Consider the following 16,900-nt stretch of genomic DNA (forward strand, 5'->3'; position numbering starts at 1 on the left):
TTATGCCCGCTTTGCAGACTTGCCCTCTGAACGGGCATTTGGAGAACCGAGGCTCTTTAGGTAGGCAATGTGCGCGTCAATCTCGGCTGCAGCCACATCTGACTTCAGGAGATCCTTGGCCTCTGCTTCTTTGCCAGTCATCACCAGGACGACGGCGAGGTTCTGGCGGACCTTCTGGTCGGCGCCGGGAGCAACAGAGGCCTTACGAAGATACTGCTCTGCCGAGGTCATATCGCCGGTCACCGCATAGGATAGGCCCATGTTGGTCAGGACCATCGGGTCATCAGGCTGGATCTTGAGAGCGGCCGTATAGAGGGAACGGGCGCGGTTATGGTCGCCGGACTGATCCGCGATCACCCCTTGAGCTGATAGAACTCTCCAGTCGGGGTTGTCCGGGGTATGGGCGCGATCGAGGACATTTGAGGCGAGTTGGGTTTTGCCGACAGCGATCAGGGACTTGCCGTAGGCCGCGATAACACCCTTGTCATTGGGGAATCGAAGGGCCGTCTGCTGGAGAACTGCCGCCGCCTCATCGTTCCGATCCATGGAGTTGAGAGCCTTGGCATAGGCGAGCGCAGCTTCCGGATTGTCCGGCTGGGAACGGTAAGCCTCTCCCAGACGCTCAGCCTCTGAGAGAACCTGGCCTTGAGAGGGCTGGGCCGAAAGTCCAAGGCTCCCCGTGGTCGTGGTGCAAGCGGAGGCCATAAGCCCTACGGCGCTGATCAGCGCAGCACGGAGGATGAGGCTGTGTCTCATATCAATGTCCCGGTTAAATCTACGATTCGTGTTTTTCTATTTCGGCCCTTGTCGCATTTTTCAGCCGCGAAGGGAAAGGGCTTCGAAGCGTTCCGCACGCTAATTCGCGGCCATGATTGGCGGCAAAGCCATCTGGTCGGGCCAGAACTGGAGGTCCAGCCGATGTTCAGTGCCAGCGTCCGGCTCCTGGTCCGCCGCCAAAATCTCAACAAGTCCATCGGTTTGAGCCAAAGCGAGCGGCGACTGGAGCACCAAGACTGATGAGCCGATTAAGCATGTTTGAGGGAAGTCGACTGGGGTTGTGGTGATAAGGGCCTCAGGGTGGTCCTGGCTCAAACCGACTGCAGTTCGCTGCGCTGTGGCCCCGTCGAGTGAAGCAAACAGCGGAATAGTGCCCGCTGCGTTATGCAAAGCGACAAGATATGTGAGCATGATTCGAGGATGTCCTATTCGTGTTTTAGTTGTCGGACGGGCAAACTGCGGTCTGAGTTGCCAGTTTCAGACCGAATGTTACTTCTCAGACGAAAAAATTTTGTCAGGTATTCCCGACGCAATTGCCGATGAGGACTATTGCTAGCACTCGAAGGATGGGTAGGGGCGAGCATCTACATCATGAAATCTAAACGTTGTCGCTTGGTTTAGACCAACTCAGAACTTTCGCATTCAACCCCAAATGAAGCGCATTTTATTTCGGCCGTTTGCGCAACTAGATTCCCAGAAGCTTTAAACTCTCGAAAGAGATCCCTGACGAAGCCAGACACCAAGTTGAACGAGATGTCGTCCAATCCAAGGCTTGGTACAGAGAGAATAAACTTCGATCCTGTTCTGACTGATTTAAGTCTGATCCCGAAAGGGGATTAGGTATTGTTCCGTCGCAAAAAGTATAACGTGAGCCTTAACTTTCCGCGGTAGAAGTTATCGCTTTGACTTGTCACGGCAAACCCGGCTTTGTTCCGCTTGCCGGACATAGTTCTGCACTTGCTCGATGTTGCGTTCTTTAGTTCGCGGTGGCATGTTCATGGGGAACCCGACAATGTCGCCTCTTCCTGGTGAGCCAACATTGTCGAAACGGGTCTACGCCCGTCTGACTGGGCGGAACTGACAGCTGTTGATCTTCATCCGGCATGTCGTTCCGCCTCTTTTTTTCCGAACCACGGCGATACGACGAACGATCCTGAATTGGCCGTCCGGGCTGCGGCCATCTTTGCGATGACGTCACCCATGTTCACGTTGTGGGGGCTCTTCTTGGCTACGATGCTGTGGAGATAGCCGCCCGGGTTTGAAATCCGGCCATCTTCGTGACCCTGCAGAATGACCAGGAGGCTCAAGGAAGCCTCGAGAGCGCCAAGGGAGCGCTGAGCCTCATCCCATAACTTGCCGGAAATCCCTAGAAGCCCTCTGAGCTGGTGGACGCTTAGCGCGAGCTTTTGAACCGACGAGAAAGCGTCGGGATAATACTGGGATAGGGCAGGGATGGCGCGTTGAACCTGATCGAGGTCCAATGATGTCTCTTTAATTCGGTCCTGCTGAAACACGGATCCACGGGAGGACGGGGCGGCGCTTGTGCCAGTCACATCTCCGGTAGCCTTCTGATTCAAGGAATAATCTTTTTTATGAATCAGCTTAGGATTCTGGGTGAATCCTTTGTCGCCTTCGGATGATGAATCTTCGACCATTTCAGCTGTATCGAGATGGTGGTTCCAAGCTGATTGCGCCGACACTTCGATCGTGATGAGCGATGACAGGAGGGTATGCAGGTCAGCCAGCGAGGTCTTCACCGTCCGGGTCGGCCGGGACAATGCCATCCCGTACTGTTCGCCAAGACGAGCAAAGGTGGCAGAGAGCTCGGCCCAGGGACCGGCGATACGGCTGTCCTGGCCGCCGGCGATCAGGCGGATGACCTTGATCCTGGTTTCGGAAATGAGTTGAGAGATCTTCTTGCGCTCGGCGATCTCAGCCTGGTGAATCCCGGCGAGTTCAAGGAACTGCTCGCGGCGGATCATCAGGGGAGAGAGATTGATGCCGCAGGCCTGGACGATGCGATTGTTGACGCGTGTACCGAAGCGTTTACGGGTCGCACTGTCGCTATGGGTGATCAAGCCCAGTTGGACCAGCCGCCGGAGATGAACCTGAATGCTGCGGACGTCGACACCGACGCGATCAGCCAGTGCGGCATTGGATGGCCACACCACCGGGCCGATCTTGCGATCTTCCCAGTCAATCGGGTGTGAGAGATCACAAAGGACACTGAGGAGCCGCCAGGTCGTCGGGCGGAGTTTAAGGGCAGGCGCTGCCTTCTTGAGGGCGTAGAGTACCGCCGACTTGGTCGTTGGCTTTTCGTTAACGAGCTTCTCTTTCACAGCCCGCTCAACACGGGCGTGGGCAGCCGACATCGGCCGCAATCCTTGCGGATTCATGGTCTTGACCCCGATTGTTTTTGGACAAGCGAGACCGATCGCCGAAACGACGTTTCCAGTTGACAGGGTTGTCGGGGGGGTCTAAGAACATTGACGCCAATCACGTTCTTAGTCCGGTCCCGTTGGGTTCAGTCCTTCCGATACCGGCCTCTTCAAAACCCCTGCCGCGCCAACGGCGGGGTTTTTGATTCTTAGGCCTTCTTCAAGCCGTTCATGTCCTTGTGTGTTGGATCGATCCGAGAAAATGCCGCCAAGCATTTCGGGCCGACTTTTAGATGTGAATACTGGTCCAGGACTCTTGCTCTAGGCGGGCCAACGCCTAAATTCCGAATCTGATGGGCCAAGTGGATTCACACCGGCAAGGTGGGTTGAGTCAAGGGCAAACGAATTAAAACGCGGATTGCCAGAAATAGAGTTAAAAAGCCCCACACCGATTTGCACACCCGTCAATTTATCCCGATCAGAATTCCGGTTGCGATTCCGGATAGTTGACAGCTTGGCAGCTTGCCATTTCCGAATTCTTGTGCTTCGTAAAACCGTTCTCAAATCAAAATTCGGTTTTCCGAAATGGGAACAATGAGGAACGGGAAAGCGTCGAGCCTGCGAGCACCTGGATTAGCCAGGGGGAGCGCAACTTTAGATCGCTTTGGAGATCGTCTCGGGGCCGGGTCGCTAAACCCTACCTGCACCGGAGACGCTTCAGGGTCTGAGTATGGTATTTGGGGGAACGGATGAGCCGTAGGGCGTTTTCGGAAGATGATTTTTCTGAGAGCAACACGCTCCAGAATGTGAGTGCGAACCTTAAGACCATTAAGCGAATGATGGGCTGGGGCACGACAGAGATGTCGAAGCAGATCGGCATCAGCGACCGCCATCTGGATAGTCTGCTTCGGATGACGTCAAATGTGACCGTGCTGGTCCTTGAGAAGATCGCTGAGGGTCTGGGAGTACCTTTCCAGCGGCTGACCGGAACCCGGATTGTTGTCCGAGGCAACGTGGCTGGCGACGACTTCCTTAAGGAGCTCCAGAAGGAGGCCTGGCACATCAGCAGCGAGGATTTCGAGACTCCGGCGGCTCGCCCCGTCCGTGAGGCTCCTTCGCGCAAGCCCAAGAAGGATACGAAGGCCGCAGAACTGCCGGCCGTTCCTCCGGGGATGGAGGGCATCTTCCAGCGGCTCGTCGATGTTCAGGAACGCCTGACACAAGATCAAAGCAACCTGAGTTCGAAGGTCGACAAGATTGCCGATCAGGTTCAGGGCCTTGCGAGCGCGATAAAGGGTCAGTCCCCATCCGCTGCAGCTGCGACAGGCGTGTCGGGCCGCGGGGCCAAGGGGACGCGCCAAGGAAAAGCTGCCTCTAAGGAGAGCGGCCCCAAGACAGGGAAGGGTGGTCGCGGTGCCGCTGCCCGGTCCAGCTCTGGGGCGACGGTTTCAAGCGGACGACATACGGATCCGGACGGGGACCTGTTCGACCGGAACGCTCCTGAGGCTCCCAAGCGCCGTGGCCGACGGCCCGCTGTCGAAGGCGCAGGACGGACAACCCGTGAGGCCGCGTTGAACTCCCGGGGCCATGACAGCGTAAAGAAGGCGAGCCCTTCCAAAGCAGCGGGGGCAGCGAAACGCCCCTACAATCGGAAGAAATAAAAAAAAGCCCGCTCGGTGAGCGGGCTTTCTTGTATCGGCGGAGGATGGACCGGAATTCCGGCTCTCTCAGTTAGAAGACCATGGTGAAGACGTAGGCGATCGCGGCCACGGCAGCGAGGAACGTTCCGATCTTCACGACCGTCCAGCCGAGGACAAGCGCCATCTTGATAGCGCCCAGCACCAGCAGGACGCCAAGAGCGCCGAAGACGCCCTCGTTATACACCCACATGATCATCGCATGGGCGATCACGATGAAAGCGACAGTGGGGGCCAGGGCCTTAAGCTCGACCCGGAGAGCTTCCTTGAAAGTCATGGCAGGATCCGTTTCTTATTCTTTTTATTGGATCCAGCGCGGGGATGTCTAGGCTAGCGTCTAGTCCGTGCTGGTTCTTATTATTATTTTTGGCACGGCCGCTTTAGCTGCCGCTTTTTTGGGGTTTCAGGCACCCCTTCTTCACTCTCCTCAAAGACAAAGCTTCAAGAAGTGTTTCCCTGACCAGACCGGTCAGGGGCAGCGTTCACCAGGGCATACCGAAGTAGAGATCTTGCTGCCCTGCTTTTCGGTCGTTGTCCCCGCGTGGCGGTTGTTGCTTCTCGAATGAAGGTCGAGGGGCCACGACGTAGGGGATTGTTCCTAACGCTCTTACAAGCGCCTCAATGAGACTGATCTTATCCCGGGCCAAATCCCCGGATCCAGGCACGGCAACGATCGTGGTTATGGTCCGTCCAAGGATGGTGTCACCATTCCAAGCGGCATCAGGCGCAGCCTGAACCCGAATTGGCGTACCAGGCTCCGGAAGAGAAACTGGATTGAGCCCGTTCCTGATCGAGAGCCGGTCCGTGTCGATGACTGCTCCGAGGATAGAGTGGGCCGACCCGAGATCGCTGAGACCTCTGACCTCTATGACGTCACTGATAGCAGCCGGATGTCGGCAGCGTTCAGCCTCGGCAGCATGCACCGCGCGACACAGAGCGACCCCATACTCCTTTAATATATGGCGCAGCTGGACCTGAGGGTCAGGCTCGACGAGGCGGAAAGGGATTGTGACCTCTGCTTGGCCGGGACTAGAGGTGGGCAACGCACATATTAAGATAGCAAACCGAATTAGGCAGCGGTATTTTAGAGGCGTAACTCGGCGCAGCCGTTCTCGAATCATAAAACGGGAGCCGGTTTGGCCTGAGGCCCGCGCACGCAACGTCTCCGAGGTTTCTATGGACAACGATCTGATATCCAGCAGCAAGCCTAGTAATACCGATCAGGCATCGGGTTCGAAAGGTCTGTTGAGCTCAATCAAAGGGACTTTGTCCGAGGTGGGCAAGCAGGCTGTCGATGGCGCAGTCGACCTCGTGACACCCGAGGGTCTGAACGCATTCTCCGGACGCATGCATCTTCATGGGACCGACGGCACGGCGCCGGCCAGCCTGAAGGACGTTGACAACGTACTCTCGAAAGCAGGCTCTAAGGGGCTCGATGCCCTCATGGGGCCAAACTTTGAGAAGCAGGCGCTGCGAGGAGCCGAGGAGGTATTCTCTCGCATGGCCCATGGACGTGACCGTACTCGGGCCCGGGACGGTCATGACATTGGCGGCTGATTTTGCCGGGAACCGGGTTACCTCGGTTTCGACGGCAGCGAGACGAGCCGTGCGGTCGTTCGGACGGCGGCTGCCTGCTTATGAACGGTTGCGCCGGTTGTATCGGGGAATCGCCATCGCAGTGGTCGCAGCCGTCCCAGTTTGTCTCTGGCTTGGACCGGGTTGGGGCATCTTGTCAGGATTGGCCGTGGCTTTGATCGTTGATCAGAGTCTCTGGCTCGGCAGAAACTTCGTCGCCTGGACGACGACCTGGTTCCTTGTTTGGTCGATCTCGGTTCAGGTCGGAGCCTATTTTCTACCGCTTAACGGCGAATTCTTGCTCGTTCTGGTGGAGACCTGGAAGGCGAATGGGACTGTCCTATCGGAAGTTGTCCTGCCGCTGCTGGCCTCGCCAACGGCGTGGTTTGTCCTTGGCTTCCCTGGGTCGAAGGGCCTCGACCTGCTTTTCACGCATGTTCGGCGGGATCTCGTCGAAAGACCGCTTCTAGTGGCCACGGCCACTGTTTTCACTTTCAGCTGGTCGGCGCCACAAACCCCAGGCGCTGTCCTGATCGGCACCACCATATTCGCAGGGATCATCGGCATGGTTATGAACTTTCTCAGGCGCGGGCTGCTTAAGAGCGCGGCAGCAATTGACGACAAGATAGAGGCTTTGGAGACAAGGCAAAGCGGCACGCAGGTTCGTGAGATCAACGTGCTGGCACTTGGACAACCCGGCCGCCCGAAGCGGTTTGTCTTCGATGACGAGGAACCGGAAACCGAAGGCGCACCGCTAACTTCAGCCTCCTACTCGGCACAAGCGACACAAGCAGTCGCTCGGCCTGCCGCTCTGCCGGCCGTTCCTGTGGCGGAACCTGTTGAACTCACCCCAGACGCAAGTCTGTGGGACGAAGACGGCGGTGACGAAGCCGATGTTGCGGCACCGGTTCAGAGCGAGGCCGAACGACAGGAGGCGGAGGAGTCCGCTATTCCTGAGGATCTGGTTTTCGATGACTCGCTCTTTGCAAGCGACAATAGCCTCGGATCTGAGGCGGGGCACCTTGGGGATGAGGTTACGGGCGATATGAATCTCGATGCGGGAGAGACTGTGGACGACGACGCTCGCCGGGCTGCATTCATGGATGCACGCAAGCTGGTCGATGCCTATCACCTGTTGTCGGAGCAGGCGGCGACCAGCGACGATCCGGTTTCCGTTCGGGAGGCAGTAAGCACCCTCGCCGACATGATCTCGAACACGACGCAGCTCTCGCGGGATTGCCTGCTGGAGATCGACCATCCTGAGGTAATCGACGGGTGGATCCTGTCCGCAACACTGGACGAACATGCAGACATCGAGCGTGAGATCTACGACCACTTCATGAGCCCCGCGGTGGAGTCAACAGATGAGTTCGCCACACCGGTCCTGGGAAGTGGCGAGGACCTTCCCCCTCAGCCCGAGGTCAAATTCACCCAAGCTCCTGAATGGGAAATGGGAACAGCAATTGTGATTGAGCCCTCGCCAAGCGGTGAGCCGCAATCTGAGGAAGTGGCTGTTGTCGTTCCTGTTGCGATGACCTCGATTGACGAGGAGGCGGTGGCTGTGGCGGAGCCAGAGAAAGCCATAATCCCGACGCCCCTGCTTGATGGCGACCTTAGCGAGGACGAGAACAGCCTTCTGGAGTCCATCTTGGAGGATCAAGACCTCCTGGAGAATGGATTGCGGGCGATCTCGGGCTACGATTTCCGACCAAAGTCCCTGAGCCTCCTCAGTGGGCGTGTTGGGGCGCTCTTGAGGGCGCGCTGGAGCGAGGTGGTCGGGGACCTGAGGCTTCAGCGGGTCTTTATGACCGTCCTCGAGCGCGTCGATGACGAGCTCTACGAAAGGGTTGGCCTCCGGCGCAGCATCTGCTCAATCCGCTTCACCACGTCTCTCGTCCAAGAGGAGACGGAAGCGTTCATGATGGACGTCGAGGAGAAGCTTAATGCCGGGATCGACACAAAAGAGGATTACGACTTCCTCCTGGGATGTAGGGATCGGCTGGAAAGCCTTACCGAAGCGTTCGGGGAAGTTGTTCCGAGCCTCAACGACCTGGCTCAGCGCTTCCGCAAGGACCTCGACTCATCTGGTCGGGTCTATGCCGAGCCTCTGACGCCGGTGGTCACTGAGTTAACGGGTGTGCACGCGATCGATCCGGGTTCGATCAAGCGGGGCATGGGTCATGTCCTGGCATCGAGTCTGGATCAGAACGATCGCGACTTGCTCGACGGCTTCATCGCCGTCGCCAAGTCGGTGAAGACACTGGAACAGCGGGTCATGATGGAATCGATGCGGCGGCAGACAGACGTGTCGACCCATCCCCTGTACGACTCCGTGATGGCACTTAAGCAGGAGGCTCTTGCCAGAGCCAAGGCGTTGCAGGACCGTGTAACGCTCTCGGGAGGTGGGGAGACCCGCCTCAAGAACATGCTGCTGTCTGGCGGTGAGGATGCCGCGGAGGTTTTTGCAAAAATCCTTGGGTCTGCCCAAGAAGTTGAAAACTACCGCATCGACGGGAAATCCAAGAGTGCCCTTCTGGCTAGCTTGGAGTCCCAGATGGCGGCGCTTAATCGGCTGAATGAGGAACACGCCGTCGAGAAGCGGGAGCTTCGTAAGCAGGCCGATGCAAACCTGACGAGCGACAGCATCGAGGCCCATATCAGCCTGCTGGCGGAGGTGTTCTCGCAGAAGAAGAACGCAGGCAACCACAAAATGGTCACGGACGCGGAGACGGTCCTGACCCGACCGAAAACCGGTCCAGCCCAGGCGATCTATCGCACCAAGGACATTACCTACGCCTTCTGCTTCGTTTACGGGCAGAACCGTAACGACTGGTACATCAAGGACGCAGAAATGCTGCTCTGCAGGTCGAACTCTGTAGCAATCTCGCTCAAGCAGGCTCGAACTCAGGTCGGCGGCCTTGCCGAGGTGCAGACTGAGAAGGTGCGAATGCGCTTCATCATGGTTCACGGAAACGTGGAGGCGGGGATGGGCATTGCGTTCTCGGCAAAGCAGGCACTGGAGCAGCCGGAGTCGATGCTCAAGCCGAGCGAGCTAGATCGGGGGCTGGAAAAGGTCTCAAGCGATGAGCAGGAAGTAAGGCCAGCGGCGTAACTGCCGGTGGCTTAACGAGAGGGGTGCAACAATGCAGTGCGAGCCGGTCCGCCCGGGCGACCGTTTATCCTGTTGCATCCCTCATTGCGGCCGAACGATCGCCAAAGCAATCGCTGAAGAAAACCGCTGGGGCGAATGGATCTGCGGCGCCCACTGGCACATGGTTCGCCCTTCCTATCGGCGCGTCCACGCACGGATCCTTCGTCGAGGGCGTCGTGGTCTGACCATGCCGGGGGCGCGGGCCGCGCGCATATGGGCCCGGGTCAAAAGAGCGGCGGTGGAGCGCGCCGCAGGATTGAGCTGAGCACTCAACTGGAGGCCTTTGAGCCTTCCGCAATAAAAATCAGCAATACGCATTAAAATGCGTTTTTCCGAATTGTTCTTCTGAAAACTTGTGCTAGGATTCCTGTGCTCGTCCTCGACGGGTGCACTTGTACGCCTGGTGTGGAGGTTCGTCCGCTGGGTGCGTCCTGTGCAACATACCGAGCCTCATGCTCGGTCCAAGCCAAAGGTGTCCAGCAATGGCTGACAACCAGAACACGGAAGTGAAGAAGCCCACCGTCTCGGAGATCATCGAGGGTGCGACCGAGCACGCTAAGACGATGTCTGATCGCAGCCCGGAAGGCCTGGATGGCCGGAAGGCCGCTGCGAAGGTGATCAGCGACAAGCTCGACTATCAGAGGGACTTTAAGGGTGCCCCTGGCGTGAAGAGCCTCGCTGGTTTCCAGACTGTGGTGACCAAGGAGGGCGATCTGAAGCTGCACTACGCGAAGAGCGAGGTCGAGATGGCCAAGACGATCGCGGCCAAAGAGCAGCTTCCGGAGGGGCAGAAGCCGACCTCCAAGGTTCGTTTCCTTGCATTCAACATGAATGCAGCGGTCAATCGCACTGCGAACACGACAGGTAAGGACGCTCTCCACGAAAAGGATGGCGGCGTTATCTACTTCGACACCAAGGTCCTGCAGGAGAACGTCAAGGTTCTCTCTAAGGCCTCGCAGCGTGATGCCATGTCCTCTGCTCTGCAGGATGCGATCGACTCAAGCCGCTTGAAGTTTGCTGAAATGCAGGCTTTGCGGGGTCGCGCGCAGCAGCAGCAGCAAGGCGTGGCCGCCTAAAAAGGCTTCTCTTCCCGGCAATAAGGGGGCGTCCAGAGAGATCTGGCGCCTCCTTTCTTTTGACTAGCCTCCTATCAGCGCAAGCGGTCCGACCCGGTCAGGATCAAGGCCGCGCCAAAGATCGGGTCAGCCGAGGAGATGCCCCGCGTTGCATAAGCCGCATCGCGGATGGCAATTGCGGACGTGTTCAGGGGCAGCTTCTTGCGAGCGTGGTCTTCGTCCACGATCATCTGCGCAGGCTCACCCTCGTAGCTGTCGACGCCGCTGACGATCTCAATGCCGCCGGCGTTCAGGGCGGAGCACGCTTCATCAAGATCCCGGGGAGCAGCGGCAAGGGCGGTTTTCTCCCCGTCGGCGCTGATAATGAAGCAAGGCATAATCAAATAGCTCCTATGGTGTTGTTGTCTATGAATTAGACCAGAGTGGACGGTTTAGCAATTTACGAACTGCGGTTCTTTTTTACCGCTTTAAAGGGCGGTATCACGGGATAGAATGCAGCAGGTTTCGCGAATCGTAATTTTCTACGATTCGAGAATTTGGAGAGCATGAATGTTGATGACGCCAGAAACGATGGAGGCGTTGGAAGTAAGACGCAGCCGTCTGGTGGAGATGTTTGCTGGGTGCCTCAGGCGACCTGACGTTCACCGTGTTTATGCGACACCTCTTTCGCGCCGTCAGAAGACGGCGGAGACCCCGAAACACTTCGCTCTCGGCGGGCTGCCCGATGCTGCGGTCGAAGGCGGCTTGACCAGTGACTTCATGGCTCTTGCCCATGTTGCGTCTTCGGATGCAGTGGAGCCGGACGACATCCGGTTCCGGCGGCTGTGGAAGGATGTCCGGGAGAGTGCTCACGAAGCGGCCTTGGCCCTGCGTCAGCGGTTGCATGTCGAGCGCATGATGCGGTTGGGCAGCACTCGCATCAGGACGCCCTCTCAGGCCCAGGAAGGAAGCGGAGGTCCCCAATGACGGCTCAGACTCTAGAGCCTGATGCTACGGCCGGTTCGGCAGGGCCGCTGCTTCAACGGGAGTTCGCCCCGTATAGAGTAACTGAGCGGGTCGAGATCCAGACCAGGGTGGATGGCCGATTCACCATCATTCTCTTCGGCGACTATGTGCCGGAGGAATCTCACATGGGTGGAAGGCTTGTCCTGTCCCCCTCGCCAAGCAGAATGCGGATCTTTGTCCGGCACTACATGGACGAGAACTACGACGAAGGCACCGTACTAATTGCGGAATGCCCCGATCCGAAACCGGAACTTCTTGAGGTTTGTCGAGCGCATGAGTTTCTCGATGTGCTGATCTACAACCAGACAAAAGATCCTCTTGAGTTCCAGAACCTGTTGGCATGGGTCGACGAAAACTAGCGATCCCAGCCCGAGACGATGCAAACATTCACGAAAGGCTAGCTATGGATACCCTCGCGTTTACAACAAGTCAGAAACCTTCGATTATTGTCGGCACCCGAACTGGCGGGCAGGGCAAGACCCTGATCTCGCAGGTCATCCAGTACATCTTCGACGGGCGCGGTCAGCCGTTGAGGGTGATGGCCGCAGACACTGCCGGGGATGAGGGCAGCGCGACGAAGTCGAAACTTGCACGCTTCCTGGAAGGGGAGGAGACCGTAGAAGAACTCGGCATTGGTGTTTCCCTTACGTCGATCCGCTCTGATGAAGATGCGGGTCTGCAATACTGGGAGCGTCTGGGCCAGGCACTGGAGCAGGGCAATGTACTGGTTGATGTCGGCGCAAATGTTCTGCCCTCGATCTGGAATTGGGCAGTCGAAATTGACGCGGGACGCGTGTTCGAGACTGCTCCCCCGATTTGGCTGATTATCCCGGTCACGGCCCAGGCGCAGAGCTTGGTGGATGCTGCGGATCTAATCCGCCTTGCAGAGACGAACCGCAAGTTCCTGCCGATTGCCAGGTACGTGGTGGTGTTCAATGAGCATGAGGGTAAGTTTGATAGCCTCTCCGACACCTCTGAATACCGCGATCTGATGAAGTTTGTTGCCGACCATGATGTGACGGTTGTCAAGCTCGGGCGCTGCAAGAGCTCGGTGTGGCAGAAGATCCAGGGCAACTGCATTTCGCTCAAGGCGATGAAGAACCTCGACTTCCGGGCTTATGCCACGAAATTCGGAATCAGCTCCTTCATGGCATCGGCTGCGGAGAAAGACTTTTCGGGCTGGCTCACTGAGACCGTGGGTGCATTCCGTGAGGCGAAGCTCGTGCCGGATGACCTGGCGGTCGTTAGAACGGTAGACGAGTACAGCCTGAATGGCTGATTGTCTGATGGACCCGGTGAACGATTTCTACGAAAGCCATGATCGAGGTTATCGGGAATCGCTGGTCCGTCATGAGCAGATGAGCAGGGAGCGGGAACGCTCTCTGCTTCATCTCCTAGAGCAGGCAGTTCTGGATGGCGGCAGCGACAAAGTCGTTTCAATCATCAAGGGGCTGCCGGAAGAGGATCGGGAACTGATCGTTGAGCGTTTTCCCGATCTTCTCTCTAGGCTGACCGCGACGGCTAGTCGGGCGTCGGTGGGCTCCGGCGTTGATCTCGGTGCAGCGTTTCGGGCGATCGAACTCATTCGACAGGCAAAGCAAGAGATCGAAACCCCGCCGGCCTCAGATCCTCTCGGCGTGTCGATCAGTCTTCCTGATTTGATCACGTTGGCCGGTAAGGGAAGGATCACAAGCGCTAAAGGCCTGATCGCAGCTCGGGACCGGGCAGAGGCCGAAAGGCAGGGTATTCTGGCCCTCGTCAGCTTGGTTGTCCGACGACAGGCGTGGTTTTGGTGGATGCGGTTAAAAAAAGGAGCCGGAGCCCATTAGGCTCCGGCTCTTCGCTTTTGGCTCAGTGGACTTCGGCACCCCGGCGCAGGAACGGTGGGATGTCCAGATTGTCTGCGCTGACGATGGTCACCTGGTCGGCCATATCGGTTTGATCACCAAATGGGCCGTCGACATCGAAAATGCTTTCGTCCGGCTGGTCGGAGTGCGCGAACTGGCTTGCCGTCAGGCTAGACGCTGTATCAAGGACGATGATGGAAGCGTCCTGGGCCAAGTTCAGATCAGCCTCAGGCGAGCTCATCTCCTGGAGACGCTGGTCTACAGTTTCTTCGTAACCATTCTCCCAGCTTTGGCGCAGCGGTCCTGGAACGTAGGGGCAGGTGCTCTTGGGCTCATTGGCTAGAGCCGCCTGAGCGCCCTCATCTCGAGCCTTCGACAGAAAGATCCCGTCAGGCGAGAAGGTTACCACCTCGTCGTCCTGTTCGACCGTATCGGCGGTGGCAGGAGCGGATGCCTGTTGGGTAAGGGCTTCAAACGTTTCGGAGCCCGCACCGGTCTCCTGAGCGGGAACGGTCGGGTCCTTCGAGACGGCACTGAGTTCGGCGGCCTCTTGGTTGTCTTGCTTGGCGTTGAGCTCCGCCGGATCGCTGGCGGCCGGCGACTCTGCCGGAATACCAGTCGAGATAACCGTTTCTTCAGCGAGTTCAGCGTCCTTGTCCTTGGCGCCAGCGTCATAACCCTGCGCGTAGGCTGTCTGAGCGGAAGGTCGCTTGTAGAGGTTGATGTCCTTCACCTGGCCGGTGATCCCGTCATCATAGCCTTTCTGATAGGCCGAGCGGGAGCGGGGAACGTCATCCCCGTAGGGGTTGTTGGGAGCGGGCGTCGAGGACACCGGGGCCGCCGCGGGTGCGTCGGACTGGAGCGCAGCGGGTTGGGCCGAGGGGCTGGACACTGAGAGGTCGACATCCCCTCCGATGAGACCGAGCTCGATCAGCGCGCTGACGCGCTTCTGAATCATGTCGTCGAAGGCAGGGCGCGGGAGGTTCGTCTCGCTTGTCGCGGAAACCGCGAGTTCATCGTAGTTCGTCTGGGCAACAATCAGCGCGGAGCGAGCGGCCTCGATCTCAAGCTGCAGCCTGTCCATCGTGCGCTGAGCAAGGATGACGGCGATGTGGGACTGTTCGCCCTGGGAGACAAGAGCGAGGATTTTGTCGTTCATGTTGTGCTCTCTAGTTTTGGGGATTGAGAAATCTCGTGATGTGCACATCGGATTGAGATGTGGATTTCATGTTTGGGCCGATGATCTGAGATCGGGGGCCAGGAATGGATCTCTTGGGGATTGGCATGAGTCCCGCACAGCCAAGGACCTTGGAAGCCATTCGGTTTTCTTCGCTATTGCTTTTCGTGTTTCACCCTACGAGTGGCTGCGTTCACGAAGAGGTAAGGAAACACGGAATTAAGGTTCGACAGTACCGAATTAGATAGTATGTTTTGGAAGTAGTTTAGCTCCCCAGGTGCCGGCAGATGCGCAAGAGGCCGCCTCACGATAGTCAACCCAACCCCATACTGGCTCTGCTCATCGGTGGAGTATCGGGCGGGGTGGGGACCGGCGCTTATCTTATTTACACCGGGGTCCGCGGCCCCCAGATGGACACGTTTAGCGGGTCAGTGGAGACAGACCTACTCTTAGGCACCGGTCTTGGCATGGGCTTGGCCAGTGTCGTTCTTCTGGCGAAACACTTGAGGAGTCGGACGCGCTGATCGCCGGCAGATGAGAGAGCGGCCACTATGCAAATCGTGAGCCAGTGTGATGAGATGCGAGGGTTAAAGTCCCGGAGCCGGAGCGTGCATGTCCAAGTGCCTGATCATAGCAGTGGCGGTTGTCGGCGTAGCACTTCCCAGTCCTGGGCAAACGGCTCCGTCACGGCAGGAAGGGCGCATTCGCTATAATCCTGGTTGGGTTGAGGCGACCTGCGAGCTGGAGAAGGTTGATTTCCTGGAAGCTGAAAAGCGGAAGGAGAAGAGGCGAGCGTTCTTCGACCGTCCTTATCCTCGCGAGCTGGAACGCTATGTCCCTGGGGTCTTCGAGTATGCCGAGCACATTCTGACAGCGATCCCCTGCTATGCTACCACGTCGGTTGAGGTACGACTGCCAGAACGCTTCCGCTGCCGCCTCGATCGTGTGATTTTCCGGGATCCTGAAAAGGGCGAGGAGCTGACAGCCAAGGGAGGAAGCTACAGCTTCCAATTCGTGTATCTCGATCCGAATGGTGAATCGGTCGAGGAGCAGCCTCGGGCTTTAGGCAAGGGAGCCCCAAACCTGGTGGGCCGGGTCTTGGTCCGAGGGGAGTTGGCGGGCAAGTCCTATACCGTCACCCGCGAGTGGATGGACGGGAGCCCCGCTGAGGCGACCGGCTCTCGAGAGACGAGAGATGGAGATCCGAAAGATAGCATTTTGCCAGCAGACAAACTGCCGTTTGTGACGGCCTCAAACGCCTCGATGTTCGTGTTTGACCTAAGGAACGATTCGCCGATCGTAAAGGAGCTCACCGGCGGGCCGCTCAAAGAGTACCAGTTCATTCCGCATAGCTGTCAGGGATAGGACAGGCGGCTCGGCTGTACTGGCAGTAGTCTGCATCAACACCCAGAGGCGGATCGGATCCTCTCGATCCGGACGCCCTCGGGGGTTTGGACAAGGTTAACCGTTGCCTCGCCATTGCACGGCTTTCGCCCACTTCGGTAGCGATACCGGACCTTAACCTGCATTGGCCCCGCCTCGTCGGCCGACAACAGCTTGAGTGGCTCGTCGAGGGCGCCGTAGAACTTGGTCAGGGCCTGAGCTGTGAATGGACCACTCGCTTGCTTCTCTGCGATCACTCGTGCCGACGCTGCTCGACCATCCCCGCGCTCGAGTGCTCCATAGAATTCGCTCACTAGGGCCACAGCCGTTGCCGATCGGGGCGTCATCGGCTCAGAGGCCTGGGACCCCCGGCTCTCCGGTGGTGTCCATCCAGCAAGCATCTCGGCGGCAATGGCTGGGTACAGCGCGGCATCGTTGCCAGAAAGTCGGATCTTCAGGAGGCGGACGGACGGCTCGACAGCCGGATCTCCGATTAGGAAGACGAGACCACCAGTGGCGAGCGGCGGGACCGGCTCCTCGCCATCCGTGCCGAGCCCACTCTTTCCGGCTGGGGTTGTATAGCTCACCACATCCTGCGCCAGGTGGCGGATTTGGTCCGATGGCCAGGGTGCAAAGACATAGGCGTTCACATCATCCATGCCTTCGTCGCGGACGCCTTCAGCAAATGATCGGGCCTGCGGGAAAACCCGGGCAATGACCCGTGCGACGGCAAAACGTCCCGAGGTCCCGCCTTCCGAGAACCGTCGGACGATCTGCGGTCCCATCCAGGGATCGTCGAAGTTCGCAGGTGCCTCGGGAGGGGTGACATATAAA

At 58.1% G+C, this 16,900-nt stretch carries 16 protein-coding genes; 10 read left to right on the top strand and 6 right to left on the bottom strand.

Translation table 11 applies throughout. The features are described from left to right. Entirely contained in the window at positions 1-756 is a 756-nt protein-coding gene (locus ACS5Q1_RS02435) for a tetratricopeptide repeat protein (RefSeq protein WP_473096700.1), read from the bottom strand. Between ACS5Q1_RS02435 and ACS5Q1_RS02440 the strand changes: the two genes are divergently transcribed. Continuing rightward, positions 748-1,017 carry a hypothetical protein gene (locus ACS5Q1_RS02440; RefSeq protein WP_473096701.1) on the top strand — a complete coding sequence of 90 codons (270 nt, stop codon included), beginning with the start codon at positions 748-750 and terminating at the stop codon, positions 1,015-1,017. The genes ACS5Q1_RS02435 and ACS5Q1_RS02440 overlap by 9 nt on opposite strands. Positions 1,018-1,871: 854 nt before the next feature. On the opposite strand, the gene repC is transcribed toward ACS5Q1_RS02440, so the two are convergent. Then, complete coding sequence (repC, locus tag ACS5Q1_RS02445; protein WP_473096702.1) at positions 1,872-3,173, bottom strand: plasmid replication protein RepC; 1,302 nt, start codon at positions 3,171-3,173, stop codon at positions 1,872-1,874. Between the two features lie 731 nt (positions 3,174-3,904). On the opposite strand from repC, the gene ACS5Q1_RS02450 reads away from it, so the two are divergent. Next, positions 3,905-4,816 carry a helix-turn-helix domain-containing protein gene (locus ACS5Q1_RS02450; protein WP_473096703.1) on the top strand — a complete coding sequence of 304 codons (912 nt, stop codon included), beginning with the start codon at positions 3,905-3,907 and terminating at the stop codon, positions 4,814-4,816. Positions 4,817-4,886: 70 nt separating this feature from the next. Here ACS5Q1_RS02450 and ACS5Q1_RS02455 read toward each other — a convergent pair whose 3' ends face one another. Further along, the gene (locus ACS5Q1_RS02455) at positions 4,887-5,129 is read right to left on the bottom strand and encodes a hypothetical protein (protein ID WP_473096704.1); all 243 of its coding nucleotides are present in this window, start codon (positions 5,127-5,129) and stop codon (positions 4,887-4,889) included. A 968-nt stretch (positions 5,130-6,097) separates the two neighbouring features. Between ACS5Q1_RS02455 and ACS5Q1_RS02460 the strand changes: the two genes are divergently transcribed. From ACS5Q1_RS02460 to ACS5Q1_RS02470, 3 genes are all read left to right on the top strand, one after another. After that, entirely contained in the window at positions 6,098-6,409 is a 312-nt protein-coding gene (locus tag ACS5Q1_RS02460; RefSeq protein ID WP_473096705.1) for a hypothetical protein, read from the top strand. Positions 6,410-6,596: 187 nt separating this feature from the next. Continuing rightward, complete coding sequence (locus tag ACS5Q1_RS02465; RefSeq protein WP_473096706.1) at positions 6,597-9,539, top strand: hypothetical protein; 2,943 nt, start codon at positions 6,597-6,599, stop codon at positions 9,537-9,539. Between the two features lie 521 nt (positions 9,540-10,060). Continuing rightward, a complete protein-coding gene (locus ACS5Q1_RS02470; protein WP_473096707.1) occupies positions 10,061-10,654 on the top strand; it encodes a hypothetical protein in 594 nt (197 codons plus the stop codon). Between the two features lie 74 nt (positions 10,655-10,728). Here the strand turns inward: ACS5Q1_RS02470 and ACS5Q1_RS02475 are convergent, their stop codons facing one another. Next, positions 10,729-11,031 carry a hypothetical protein gene (locus tag ACS5Q1_RS02475; protein ID WP_473096708.1) on the bottom strand — a complete coding sequence of 101 codons (303 nt, stop codon included), beginning with the start codon at positions 11,029-11,031 and terminating at the stop codon, positions 10,729-10,731. Between the two features lie 172 nt (positions 11,032-11,203). Between ACS5Q1_RS02475 and ACS5Q1_RS02480 the strand changes: the two genes are divergently transcribed. Genes ACS5Q1_RS02480 through ACS5Q1_RS02495 form a run of 4 tightly spaced genes read left to right on the top strand, consistent with a single transcriptional unit; the run spans position 11,204 to position 13,488 of the window. Beyond that, positions 11,204-11,620, top strand: a complete 417-nt coding sequence (locus tag ACS5Q1_RS02480; RefSeq protein ID WP_473096709.1) for a hypothetical protein — start codon at positions 11,204-11,206, stop codon at positions 11,618-11,620. Then, a complete protein-coding gene (locus tag ACS5Q1_RS02485; RefSeq protein ID WP_473096710.1) occupies positions 11,617-12,018 on the top strand; it encodes a hypothetical protein in 402 nt (133 codons plus the stop codon). Before ACS5Q1_RS02480 ends, ACS5Q1_RS02485 begins: the two co-directional genes overlap by 4 nt. Positions 12,019-12,062: 44 nt before the next feature. Next, positions 12,063-12,938, top strand: a complete 876-nt coding sequence (locus ACS5Q1_RS02490) for a hypothetical protein (RefSeq protein WP_473096711.1) — start codon at positions 12,063-12,065, stop codon at positions 12,936-12,938. A gap of 16 nt (positions 12,939-12,954) precedes the next feature. Beyond that, a complete protein-coding gene (locus ACS5Q1_RS02495) occupies positions 12,955-13,488 on the top strand; it encodes a hypothetical protein (RefSeq protein WP_473096712.1) in 534 nt (177 codons plus the stop codon). 22 nt (positions 13,489-13,510) lie between these two features. Here ACS5Q1_RS02495 and ACS5Q1_RS02500 read toward each other — a convergent pair whose 3' ends face one another. Beyond that, positions 13,511-14,665: a ribosome modulation factor gene (locus ACS5Q1_RS02500; protein WP_473096713.1), complete on the bottom strand. Its 1,155-nt coding sequence runs from the start codon at positions 14,663-14,665 to the stop codon at positions 13,511-13,513. Between the two features lie 630 nt (positions 14,666-15,295). Between ACS5Q1_RS02500 and ACS5Q1_RS02505 the strand changes: the two genes are divergently transcribed. Next, positions 15,296-16,048: a hypothetical protein gene (locus ACS5Q1_RS02505; protein ID WP_473096714.1), complete on the top strand. Its 753-nt coding sequence runs from the start codon at positions 15,296-15,298 to the stop codon at positions 16,046-16,048. 35 nt (positions 16,049-16,083) lie between these two features. Here the strand turns inward: ACS5Q1_RS02505 and ACS5Q1_RS02510 are convergent, their stop codons facing one another. Further along, the gene (locus tag ACS5Q1_RS02510) at positions 16,084-16,851 is read right to left on the bottom strand and encodes a hypothetical protein (RefSeq protein WP_473096715.1); all 768 of its coding nucleotides are present in this window, start codon (positions 16,849-16,851) and stop codon (positions 16,084-16,086) included. Between the last annotated feature and the right edge of the window lie 49 nt (positions 16,852-16,900).

The sequence above is a fragment of the Microvirga sp. GN3 genome, assembly GCF_055792825.1.